This window comes from Microbacterium gorillae (genome assembly GCF_000826185.2).
GTDB classification, from domain to species: Bacteria; Actinomycetota; Actinomycetes; order Actinomycetales; family Microbacteriaceae; genus Microbacterium; species Microbacterium gorillae.
The window spans coordinates 108860-119674 of sequence record NZ_LN648872.1; the positions used below are offsets into that span (position 1 = coordinate 108860).

Sequence of the window (10815 nt, forward strand, 5' to 3'; positions counted from 1 at the left end):
GTCAATCTCGGTATGCCCACCGCCCGTGAGGTCCTCAGCCCCCGCCGCAAGAGCCGGCAGATCCGGGTCGGAAAGGTCCTCGTCGGTGGCGATGCTCCGGTCAGCGTCCAGTCCATGACGACGACCAAGACGACCGACATCAACGCCACGCTGCAGCAGATCGCGGAGCTGACCGCCTCCGGATGCGAGATCGTGCGCGTCGCGGTGCCGCACCAGGACGACGCCGACGCCCTCAAGGTCATCGCGCTGAAGAGCCAGATCCCGGTCATCGCTGACATCCACTTCCAGCCCCGCTACATCTACACCGCGATCGACGCCGGCTGCGGTGCGGTGCGTGTGAACCCCGGCAACATCCGCGAGTTCGACGGCAACGTCGGCCAGATCGCGAAGGCCGCCAAGGATGCGGGTGTCTCGCTGCGCATCGGCGTGAACGCCGGTTCCCTGGACAAGCGCCTGCTGGAGAAGTACGGCAAGGCCACCGCGGAAGCGCTCGTGGAGAGCGCCGTGTGGGAGGCGAGCCTGTTCGAGGAGCACGACTTCCACGACTTCAAGATCTCGGTCAAGCACAACGACCCGATCGTGATGGTCAAGGCTTATCGGATGCTCGCGGAGCGGGGCGACTGGCCGCTGCATCTCGGCGTCACCGAGGCCGGACCCGCCTTCCAGGGGACGATCAAATCGGCCACCGCGTTCGGCATCCTCCTCGCCGAGGGGATCGGTGACACCATCCGCGTCTCGCTGTCGGCTCCGCCGGCGGAGGAGGTCAAGGTCGGCCACCAGATCCTGCAGTCGCTGAACCTGCGCGAACGCAAGCTGGAGATCGTCTCGTGCCCGTCCTGCGGACGCGCACAGGTGGACGTCTACACGCTCGCCGACAACGTCACGGAGGGTCTGAAGGACATGACCGTGCCGCTGCGTGTGGCCGTCATGGGCTGCGTGGTCAACGGACCCGGAGAGGCTCGCGAAGCCGATCTCGGCGTCGCCAGCGGCAATGGCAAGGGACAGATCTTCGTCAAGGGCAAGGTCATCAAGACCGTTCCGGAATCGGACATCGTGGCCACGCTGATCGAAGAGGCGAACCGGATCGCGGACGAGATGGGGCCGAACGCCCCGATCGGCACCGCGCAGGTGCTCACCAGCTGAGCCTTGAGTGAGCGCGCCACGCGCGCTAGCGTGGCACTGAACACGAACACCGGACGAGAGGAGCGATGACCATGGTTGCCTTCAGCATGCCTTCGCAGATTCCTCACCTTCGCGAGGCCGTCGCTCTCTGACACGCGCGGCCTCCTGTCCGGAGTAACCGCATGACCTTCTTCCGCGACGCGTCCGCGTCCGAATCGTCCCTGTCCTTCGACACCCGCGAGCCGGGTCCCGATCAGCGCTGGTCCACGTGGCCCGCATCCTCACCCACCGAGCGCGGTCCGCTGCCGCACCCGGACTGGTTGGTGACCTCCGCCGGCGCCTTCGACACCGAACTCGGCGTCGTCAAGACCGGCAAGGAGGCCGACGTCTTCCTCATCGAGCGGGCTGTGCCGGACACCCCCGGGTGTCTCCTCGCCGCCAAGCGGTACCGCGGTGCCGACACCAGCGACTTCCATCGCTCCGGTCAGTACGAAGAGGGTCGCAAGCTCCGTCGCTCACGCGACCAGCGCGCGGTCGCGAAGAAGTCCTCGTACGGCCGGGCGGTCTCGGCCGGGCACTGGGCGGCATCCGAGTTCGCGGCGCTCTCGGCCGCGTACGCCGCCGGCGTCCCCGTTCCCTACCCGGTGCAGGTGAGCGGGACCGAGGTGCTGCTCGAATTCATCGGCGACGGTCGGGTGGCTGCGCCGCGGCTCGCGCAGACGCGGTTGCGCGGCGCCGAACTGGATGACGCCCTCGGGCAGGTCCGGGAGATCCTGTGCGCGTTCTCCCGGGCCGGCCTCGCCCACGGGGACCTCTCCGCCTACAACCTCCTCCTGCATCGAGGACGGGTCGTGGTGATCGACCTGCCGCAGGTGGTCGATCTCGCGGCCAATCCGACCGGGGTGGACTTCCTGCATCGCGACGTCAAGAACGTGTGCGAATGGTTCGCTCGGCGCGGGTGCACGGTGGATGCGGACGAGGTGTTCGGCGAGGTGATCGCCCAGCTCTGGTGAGACCGGACTGGGGATGCCGGGGCAGACGGGGCGTCGCGGTTGCCTATGATCGAATCATGCGTTCGCGGCTGATCGGCTCCCTGCTCCTCGTGGCGGCAGTGGGCTTGGTGGCCGGCTGTGCGCCGCAGGCGTCGACCCCGCCCCCGACCACGTCGCCGTCCGCGTCGGCGGATGCGCAGGAGCCGGAACCGGCACCCACGGCGACCCCGGCCGCCGCTGAGGTCCCCTTCGATGGAGACTGTTCGCAACTGCTCAGCGTCGACGACCTCGTCGACCTGCTCGGCGAAGGCACGCAGGCCGTCGGGTCGGATCGGTCGAGCCCGCAGGCCGTGCTGTACCAGGCGCAGTTGCACGCGTCCGGCGGGATGTCCTGCCAGTGGTCCGGCATCGGGGGCACGATCTCGGTGTCGGTGCTGCCGTCGGCGATCGTGCCGGAGGCGGTGGTCGCGGAGAACGACACGGTCACCTGTGGCCCGGACCAGACCTGCGACGCGGCCGTCACCGCGGGGGAGAACTGGCTCAGTGTGTCCGCACCGACGGAGGATGCGGTGAAGTCGCTCCTCGCGAACGTCGGGGCACGCCTGATCGATGCGGGCTCGTCGCGGGCCGCGGAGTACCCGCCGGGTTCGTGGGCGCTCCCGTCCTGCGCGGAGGTGGCCACGCGCGCGGCCGCGGCCGCGGGATGGACCGATCCGACGGAGGGTTACCCGAGCGATGTGAACCCGAGCGGTCACGTCAACGCCGTCCTGACCGCGCATGGCGCTCTGGGGTACTGCGGCCTCGGTGCGGACGGCAAAGCCGCGCGCGTCGTCGTGATGCCGGGCTTCGCCGCCGCCGAACTCCCCGATCTCGGTCTGGAGCCCATGGAGGTCCCGGGCGCGGACGCCGCTTACCTCACCGAAGGCGAAGCGGGACCCGGGGTGTACGCGACGGAGGGCGATAACACGGTCCTGGTCACGGGCTCATCCTCGGTCACGACGGCGGAGTTGACCGACATCGCCGCCGCCATGATCCGGGACGCGACCCCGCGTCCGACCCCGAGCCCCGAGGAGGGCGAATGAGCGTCGCCGATACCCGCGTCACCTTCGCATCCGGTGCCGTGCACGGCACCGGGACGGTCGTGCTCGTCCACCACGACGCCGACGGAGCCGTGGTCGTGCTCGATGAGACCCCCTTCCACCCGGTCGATCACACGTGGCCGGACCAGCCGGGCGACACCGGCATCCTGCGCGCCGGAGGCGTCGAGCACGCCGTCGTGGACACGCTCATGGCGGCGGTGGATGCACACGGCGCCGTGGCCATCGGGACGGAGATCCCGGTCAAGCGTGGCGAGGACGGCTGGACCTGGCTGGTCGCCCACCGGTTGGATCGCCCGGATGCACCCGTCGAGCTGGCCGTCGGGGCGACCGTCGACGCCGAGGTCGACGCTGCGCGGAGGGCAGCCCTCAGCCGTGGGCACTCCGCCTGCCACCTGGCCGCGTTGGCGTTGAACGCGGCGACGACCGGTCTGTGGTCCAAGGACATCGGCCTGGACGCGTTGGGAGCGGCGAACTTCGACCTGCGGGCCGGGCAGTCCTCGCGCATCCGGCCGGACGGCAGCGTCGACGAGTACCGCCTCGGCAAGAGCCTGCGCAGATCGGGTTTCGATGCCGCCTCGTTCGCCGCGGACCTCGATGCGCACCGGGACGTCATCAATGCGAAGCTGCGGGAATGGGTCGCCTCCGGTGCGCTCAGCCGGATCGAGACCGACGGGCCGACGATCGTGGACCGGCGCACCTGGCACTGCGTCCTGCCGGAGGGTGAGGCGGCGATCCTGTGCGGCGGCACGCACGTGTCCTCCCTCGGTGAGTTCGCCGAAGTGTCCGTCTCCTTCGCGCAGCCGGATGCGCAGACCGTCGTCATGACGACCACGGCCGTTCCGGCGGAATGAGTCATCCCGCGCGGCTGGTCTCTTCCACGCCGGAATGGGCGGAACGCGGGGCGGCGGAAGCGGACCGCGTTCGCGTCGCGCTGCGCGGGCTCGCCGACGCGGGGACGGACGTCGAGCACATCGGATCGACCTCGGTCCCGGGGCTGGCAGCCAAGCCGATCCTCGATCTGCAGGCGCGCGTGCCCGTGCTGCCGACCCTCGCCGCGCTCGGCGACGCTCTGGCGCCCCTCGGCTACGAACCCGTCGCGGTCGGCTCCCGAGCGGATTCGCCCGGCGTGACCTCCGACATTCCGCGCCCGGACACCGACCCCGATCCCCGCACGCACGTCAAGCGCATGCTGGGCCGGCGCGGACCGGACGGTGAGCCGACGACGATCCTGCACGTTCGCCGCACCGATTCACCGTTCGCGGCGTTCGTCCTCGCCTTCCGGGACTGGCTGCGGGCGGATCCCGCTCACGCCGCGCGCTATCTCGCGGTGAAATCAGCGCTCGTCGCGCGGCACGCCGACGACGCGGACTACGACGATTACACCCGAGGGAAGTCCGCCTTCCTGGACGAGGCGCAGCGCGAGATGGGCTGGCCTGCAGCCGACTGACATCCCTCCCCGAACACAGCGGCGGGTCCCGCGCCCGACATGCCGCAGCATACGGCCACACGCACGGCGTGTCGGGGATGATCCCCGCTCGTGTGTCGGCGGCGGCGGGTCAGTGCAGGGTGCCGGCCGAGGTGGACAGGTCCGGACCTCCGGCGAGGGCGGTGTCGACGGCGATGCGGACGGCGCGGACGAGGTCGGCCGCCGGCAGGGAGGGCGTGTCTTCCGGGGCGTGTTCGGTGTCCCACGGGACGTGGATGAAGCCGACGCGCGCGTGCGGGGCCGCGTCCAGTCCGGTGGCGAAGACGTGGTTGCAGACGAAGGTGCCCGCCGTCAGGGACACTGCGGCGGGGATGTCGGCCGCCGAGATCGCGGCGGCGACGGCCTTCACCGGCAGGGTCGCGAACCCTGCCGCGGCCGCCCCGGGCACGGATGGCACATCGATCGGCTGAGCACCGTCGTTATCCGGAATGCGAGCGTCCTGCAGGTTCACCGCGACCCGCTCCACCGACACCGCGGATCGTCCGCCGGCGAGTCCGACCGAGATCACCACGTCGGGGGAGTGCCGGCTGATGAGCTCACGCAGCCGGACCGCGGAGGACGTGAACGCGACGGGAAGGATCTCCGCGACGAGCTCGTCCGGCCCGCTCCACTGCGCGGCGACCGCACGCACGGCGTCTCCGCTCGGGTTGGTCGCATCTCCCGCGAAGGGGTCGAAGCCGGTCAGCAGCACGATCGCCATGTCCCCACGCTAGCGGCCGCAGGGGAGCGCTCCGACGGCGGAATAGGATGGACGGGTGGTCACACGTCTGTCGAATTACTTCCTCCGCACCCTCCGCGACGACCCCGCCGACGCCGAAGTCACGAGCCACAAGTTGCTCGTGCGCGCCGGGTACATCCGTCGCGCCGCCCCGGGCATCTTCACCTGGTTGCCACTGGGCCTGAAGGTCAAGGGCCGCATCGAGGCCATCATCCGCGAGGAGATGGGCAACGCCGGTGCCTTCGAAGTGCACTTCCCGGCGCTGCTGCCGCGCGACCCGTACGAGGCGTCCGGACGCTGGACCACCTACGGCGACGGCATCTTCCGCCTGCAGGATCGCAAGGGTGCCGACTACCTCCTCGCGCCGACGCACGAGGAGATGTTCACCCTGCTGGTGAAGGACCTGTACTCCTCGTACAAGGACCTGCCGCTGACGATCTACCAGATCCAGGACAAGTACCGCGATGAGGCGCGCCCGCGCGCGGGCCTCCTGCGCGGTCGTGAGTTCACGATGAAGGACGCGTACTCGTTCGACGCCAGCGACGCCGGTCTCGAGCGCTCCTACCAGGCCCAGCGGGACGCCTACGAGCGCATCTTCCAGCGCCTGGGCATGGAGTACGTCATCGTCAACGCCGACAACGGCCTGATGGGGGGCGCTCGCAGCGAGGAGTTCCTGCACCCGACGGCCGTCGGTGAGGACACCTTCGTCCGCTCCGCCGGTGGCTACGCGGCCAACGTCGAGGCGTACGTCACCACCGCGCCCGAGGCCCGCTCCTTCGACGGACTCCCCGAGCCGGTCATCTACGACTCGCCGAACACGCCCACGATCGAGACGCTCGTGGCGCACACGAACGAGGTCCTGGACGGCGAGTACACCGCCGCGGACACGCTGAAGAACGTGGTCCTGGCCCTGACGCACCCGGACGGCACGCGCGAGCTCGTCGTGGTCGGCGTGCCCGGTGACCGCGAGATCGACGACAAGCGGCTCGAAGTCGCCTTCGCGCCCGCCGAGGCGGAGCCGGCGACGGCGGAGGACTTCGAGCGCAACCCGCTGCTGGTCAAGGGCTACATCGGTCCGTGGTCCGAGCAGGGTGCGATCCTCGGCGAGGAGTCCGCGACCGGGATCCGCTACCTGCTGGACCCGCGCGTCGCCGACGGCACGAGCTGGATCACCGGAGCCAACATCGACCAGAAGCACGTGCACTCGCTCGTGGCCGGACGGGACTTCACCGCCGACGGCACGATCGACGTCGCGAACGTCCGCGCCGGAGACCCGGCACCGGACGGCTCCGGAGCCGTCGAGCTCGCCCGCGGCATGGAGATCGGACACGTCTTCCAGCTCGGTCGCTTCTTCGCCGAGACGCTGGGACTGAAGGTCCTGGACGAGAACGGCAAGCTCGTCACCGTCACGATGGGCTCGTACGGCATCGGCGTGACCCGCATCCTCGCGGCGCTCGCGGAGCTGAACAACGACTACAAGGGTCTCGTCTGGCCCGAGGCGATCGCTCCGTTCGACGTGCACGTCGTCGCCGCCGGTCGCGACCAGCTCGCGTTCGAGCTGGCCGAGAAGGCCGCCGCCGACCTCGAGGCGGCCGGCAAGGACGTCCTCTACGACGACCGTCCGAAGACGTCGCCGGGCGTGAAGTTCGGTGATGCCGAGCTGATCGGCGTCCCGCGCGTGCTCGTCATCGGCCGCGGCGCGGCGGACGGCGAGGGTGAGCTGTGGGACCGCCGCTCCGGCGAGCGCGAGACCCTACCGATCGCCGACGCGATCGCCCGCCTCACCGCCTGACACACACGTACCGACATCCCGGACGCTCTCATCTTCGGCACTTCCAGCGCCGCAGAACTGTCGCGGATGAGAGCAACCCCGGGTCGCTCTCATCCGCGACAGTTGTCGCGCGATCGAAGTGACGGAAGTGGGAGCGACGGGCGCGGGATCAGAGGTCCTCGTAACGCGCCCGCAGCATGCAGAACAGGCCGTACGCGATCAGGCCGATGCCGACGACCGCGACGCTGACGGGACCCAGGGGCGTGCCCATCAGAGTGTGCAGCGCGCCGTCCATGCCGCCGGCTTTATCCGGGTCTGAGGTGATCGCCGCGGTGAGGATCAGGATGCCCATGATGAGCAGGGCGATTCCCTTGGCCAGGTAGCCGATCAAGCCGAGTGCGAGCACGGTGGAGCGGCCCGTGCCGTCCGGGATGCTCATCGTCTTCTCGAAGCCGCGTCGGATGCCGATCACGCCGAAACCGATGCCGACCGCGGCGATCGCCACACCGACGAGACCGAGCACGATCGGTCCGCCGGGCAGGTGCAGCACGTCCTGGCTGGCGGTCTGCGCGGACTTGTCGCCGTTGCTGCGGGCGCCCATCGCGATCTTCGCCGACGTGAATCCGACGGCGGCGTACGCGATCGCCTTCGCCCACGCGGTCACGCGCCGGCCCCACTTCTTGGCTTCGCCCTTGGCGCCGCCCCCGCCGAAGACGAGCAGCCCGTCCAGCAGGTAGTAGACGGCGAGTCCCCACAGCGCGATGGCGATGACCCACAGCAGGACGAAGCCGAAGGGCGCACCGGCGATCGCGGCCAGGGCGCCGTTCTGGTCGCCGTCGGCCCGTCCGCCGAACGCGATCACCAGCGCGATGATCCCGATGATCACGTGCACCGCACCCGTGGCCACGAAGCCGCCGCGAGCGAGCGCGCGGACCGTGGAACTGCGCTGCGCTTCGGCAGCCTTCTGCTTGACCTCGCCCATGCGTCCCCGTCCTCGTGCCCCTTCACAGTACGGCGCGCGCGACGGCGGCGGGAGGTGGGTCAGTGATCCCGCTCGGGAGCGCGCCGACCGCCCCGGAGCATGACAGTCTGGATGCAGCGAGAACCGGAGGGGCCATGACCGAACACACCGAGATCGACGCCGACATCGAGGATGACGGGCTCCCGCCGGCGGTCGTCGCGGACCTGCGCCACCTCATCACGGAGGCGGGGGTGAGCGCGAACGCGTCCCTGATCCGCCGCATCCTGGAGACCGGGCTGGAGCTCGGCCGCGACGGCACCGAGCGATTGAACCTCAAGATCACGGCGTCCGCACTCGCCGAGATGCGCGACGCCTTCCGCCTGTACCAGCCGTTCACGGGCGTGCCGAAGGTCACCGTGTTCGGGTCCGCCCGCACGAAATCGGACGACCCGCTGTACCGCGCCGCACATGACATCGCCGCCCAGCTCGCGCGAGCCGGCTGGATGGTCATCACGGGTGCCGGGCCCGGCATCATGCAGGCCGCGGCCGAGGGCGCGGGACCGGACAGCGCGATCGGCGTGTCCATCCGGCTGCCGTTCGAGGAGAAGCCGAATGACGCGATGGCGAACGGCGCCCACCACGTGGCGATGAAGTACTTCTTCACCCGCAAGCTCATGCTGATGAAGGAATCCAGCGGCTTCGTCTGCGTCCCGGGCGGCTTCGGCACGATGGACGAGATGTTCGAGCTGCTCACCCTGCAGCAGACCGGCAAGGCCGAGCCGGTGCCGATCGTGCTGCTGGATGAGAAGGGCGGAACGTTCTGGCAGGGCCTGAAGCGCTTCGTCACGGAGCAGATGATCCCGTCCGGCGTGGTCTCCGCCGACGACCTCGACCGTGTACTGATCACGGATTCGGTTGAAGCGGCTGAGGCCGAGATCACCGGCTTCTGGCGGAACTACGATTCGCTGCGGTGGGTGGGGGATCTGCTCGTGCTCCGCCTGAACGCCCCACCGACCCCGGCGGAGGTGGACGAGCTGAACGCGCGCTTCGGAAACCTGCTCAGCTCCGGTCGGATCGAGGCGCGCGGTCCGCTGGCCCCCGAAGTGGCCGACGGTGACGTGCCCGATCTGCCGCGGCTGGTCATGCATTTCAACCCGTACAAGGTCGGACACCTGTTCCACGTCATCCGCGCGATCAACGACCTGCCCTCCGCGCCGGCGCGTGTGACCGCCGGAACGAACAATCCGGACCCGCACGCCTGACGGCCGTGGACACCCGGTTCGAGGTGCCGAGCGCTCGGGTAGACTGTACGGATGCCCCGTCGCGGGCGAAGAGCTGAATAGGGAGGCCCTCGTGGAGATCGATCTCGGACTGCTGCGCACCATCGAGCGTGAGAAGGAGATCCCGTTCGACGAACTGGCGCGGATCATCGAGCAGGCCGTGCTGACCGCGTACGCGAAGCACACCTCTCCGACCGGTGAGCCGATCGAGGGCGCCCGCGCCTCCCTGGACCGCAGGACCGGTCACGTCGCCGTCTACGTTCCCGTCACGGACGACGAAGGCGCCATCATCGGCGAAGAAGAGCACATGCCCGATGACTTCGGCCGGATCGCGGCATACGCGGCCAAGCAGGTCATCAGCCAGCGCCTGCGCGACATCGCCGACGACGCCGTGCTCGGCGAGTTCCGCGGCAAGGAGGGCGACATCGTCGCGGGCGTGATCCAGCAGGGTCCGAACCCGAAGATGATCCACGTCGACCTCGGCTCGGTCGAGGCGATCCTTCCTCCCGAGGAGCAGGTGCCGGGTGAGGACTACTCGCACGGTCAGCGCATCCGCGTCTACGTCACGAGCGTCGCCAAGGGCACCAAGGGCCCGCAGATCACGGTGTCCCGGACGCACCCGGGCCTCGTTCGCAAGCTGTTCGCCCTCGAGGTGCCGGAGATCGCCAGCGGTGTCGTGACGATCGAGTCGCTCGCCCGCGAGGCCGGCCACCGCACCAAGATCGCGGTCCTGGCCAGCGACCCCGCGATCAACGCCAAGGGCGCGTGCATCGGAGAGCTCGGCCGCCGCGTGCGCGCGGTCACCGAGGAGCTCTCCGGCGAGAAGATCGACATCGTCGACTACAGCCCGGACCTGCCGTCCTTCGTCGCCAGCGCGCTGTCGCCGGCGAAGGTGACCTCGGCCTTCGTGCTGGACGCCGCGACCAAGGCGGTCCGCGCCCTGGTGCCGGATTACCAGCTGTCCCTCGCGATCGGCAAGGAGGGGCAGAACGCCCGCCTCGCCGCCAAGCTGACCGGCGCGAAGATCGACATCCAGCCCGATTCGATCCTCGACGAGAACTGACGCACGGCGCGACACACCGGGCGGTTCGGCCGCTCGGGGAGGTGTAGAATGGAACCCGTACGGACGTGCGTCGGTTGCCGCACACGTGCTTCCCGTTCCGCTCTTCTGCGGGTCGTGGTCAAAGATTCCTCACTCGTCTTCGATGAGCGCGGATCTCTGCCCGGCAGGGGAGCGTGGGTGCACGACGAGGCCGAGTGCCTGGAGAAGGCACTGCAACGCCGGGCGTTCGTGCGAGCACTCCGTGTGTCCGGAGTACTGGACACGCAGACCATCGAGAAACGGCTGAACGGCTATGGAAACAAAGTGAACGGCTCGAAATGAG

Annotated in this window: 11 protein-coding genes; 9 read left to right on the top strand and 2 right to left on the bottom strand. The window is 69.6% G+C overall.

The window, feature by feature from the left end; genetic code table 11:
- The first annotated feature begins 12 nt into the window (after window positions 1-12).
- The 5 genes from ispG to BN1193_RS02450 all read left to right on the top strand — a co-directional run bounded on the left by ispG (window position 13) and on the right by BN1193_RS02450 (window position 4661).
- On the top strand, window positions 13-1143 hold the full coding sequence (gene ispG, locus BN1193_RS02430) for a flavodoxin-dependent (E)-4-hydroxy-3-methylbut-2-enyl-diphosphate synthase (protein WP_040163807.1): 1131 nt from the start codon (window positions 13-15) through the stop codon (window positions 1141-1143).
- Window positions 1144-1304: 161 nt separating this feature from the next.
- Window positions 1305-2135: a serine protein kinase RIO gene (locus BN1193_RS02435; protein ID WP_141396607.1), complete on the top strand. Its 831-nt coding sequence runs from the start codon at window positions 1305-1307 to the stop codon at window positions 2133-2135.
- 56 nt (window positions 2136-2191) lie between these two features.
- A complete protein-coding gene (locus BN1193_RS17995; RefSeq protein WP_040163808.1) occupies window positions 2192-3196 on the top strand; it encodes a hypothetical protein in 1005 nt (334 codons plus the stop codon).
- Window positions 3193-4065, top strand: coding sequence for an alanyl-tRNA editing protein (locus BN1193_RS02445; protein ID WP_040163809.1), 873 nt, complete (start codon window positions 3193-3195; stop codon window positions 4063-4065). Before BN1193_RS17995 ends, BN1193_RS02445 begins: the two co-directional genes overlap by 4 nt.
- Window positions 4062-4661: a GrpB family protein gene (locus BN1193_RS02450; protein WP_052460354.1), complete on the top strand. Its 600-nt coding sequence runs from the start codon at window positions 4062-4064 to the stop codon at window positions 4659-4661. The genes BN1193_RS02445 and BN1193_RS02450 overlap by 4 nt, the downstream gene beginning before the upstream one ends.
- Window positions 4662-4770: 109 nt before the next feature.
- On the opposite strand, the gene pcp is transcribed toward BN1193_RS02450, so the two are convergent.
- Window positions 4771-5400, bottom strand: a complete 630-nt coding sequence (gene pcp, locus BN1193_RS02455) for a pyroglutamyl-peptidase I (RefSeq protein ID WP_040163811.1) — start codon at window positions 5398-5400, stop codon at window positions 4771-4773.
- A gap of 55 nt (window positions 5401-5455) precedes the next feature.
- On the opposite strand from pcp, the gene BN1193_RS02460 reads away from it, so the two are divergent.
- A complete protein-coding gene (locus BN1193_RS02460) occupies window positions 5456-7210 on the top strand; it encodes a proline--tRNA ligase (protein WP_040163812.1) in 1755 nt (584 codons plus the stop codon).
- 148 nt (window positions 7211-7358) lie between these two features.
- Here BN1193_RS02460 and BN1193_RS02465 read toward each other — a convergent pair whose 3' ends face one another.
- Window positions 7359-8171 (bottom strand): DUF1206 domain-containing protein, encoded by an 813-nt coding sequence (locus BN1193_RS02465; RefSeq protein WP_040163814.1) that lies wholly within the window; start codon window positions 8169-8171, stop codon window positions 7359-7361.
- Window positions 8172-8305: 134 nt separating this feature from the next.
- Here BN1193_RS02465 and BN1193_RS02470 point away from each other — a divergent pair, with 134 nt between their 5' ends.
- From BN1193_RS02470 to BN1193_RS02480, 3 genes are all read left to right on the top strand, one after another.
- Window positions 8306-9412, top strand: a complete 1107-nt coding sequence (locus BN1193_RS02470) for an LOG family protein (RefSeq protein WP_094770228.1) — start codon at window positions 8306-8308, stop codon at window positions 9410-9412.
- Window positions 9413-9503: 91 nt separating this feature from the next.
- Window positions 9504-10493: a transcription termination factor NusA gene (gene nusA, locus BN1193_RS02475; protein ID WP_040163816.1), complete on the top strand. Its 990-nt coding sequence runs from the start codon at window positions 9504-9506 to the stop codon at window positions 10491-10493.
- Window positions 10494-10541: 48 nt separating this feature from the next.
- Complete coding sequence (locus BN1193_RS02480; protein ID WP_040163817.1) at window positions 10542-10814, top strand: YlxR family protein; 273 nt, start codon at window positions 10542-10544, stop codon at window positions 10812-10814.
- The last annotated feature ends 1 nt before the right edge of the window (window position 10815 follow it).

What these genes read in the sequence shown, in the direction of transcription:
- BN1193_RS02435 (WP_141396607.1), top strand. Translation starts at nt 1,305, where the DNA reads ATGACCTTCTTCCGCGACGCGTCCGCGTCCGAATCGTCCCTGTCCTTC.
- BN1193_RS02480 (WP_040163817.1), top strand. Translation starts at nt 10,542, where the DNA reads ATGGAACCCGTACGGACGTGCGTCGGTTGCCGCACACGTGCTTCCCGT.
- pcp (WP_040163811.1), bottom strand. Translation starts at nt 5,400, where the DNA reads ATGGCGATCGTGCTGCTGACCGGCTTCGACCCCTTCGCGGGAGATGCG.
- BN1193_RS02450 (WP_052460354.1), top strand. Translation starts at nt 4,062, where the DNA reads ATGAGTCATCCCGCGCGGCTGGTCTCTTCCACGCCGGAATGGGCGGAA.
- ispG (WP_040163807.1), top strand. Translation starts at nt 13, where the DNA reads ATGCCCACCGCCCGTGAGGTCCTCAGCCCCCGCCGCAAGAGCCGGCAG.
- BN1193_RS02470 (WP_094770228.1), top strand. Translation starts at nt 8,306, where the DNA reads ATGACCGAACACACCGAGATCGACGCCGACATCGAGGATGACGGGCTC.
- BN1193_RS02445 (WP_040163809.1), top strand. Translation starts at nt 3,193, where the DNA reads ATGAGCGTCGCCGATACCCGCGTCACCTTCGCATCCGGTGCCGTGCAC.
- BN1193_RS17995 (WP_040163808.1), top strand. Translation starts at nt 2,192, where the DNA reads ATGCGTTCGCGGCTGATCGGCTCCCTGCTCCTCGTGGCGGCAGTGGGC.
- BN1193_RS02465 (WP_040163814.1), bottom strand. Translation starts at nt 8,171, where the DNA reads ATGGGCGAGGTCAAGCAGAAGGCTGCCGAAGCGCAGCGCAGTTCCACG.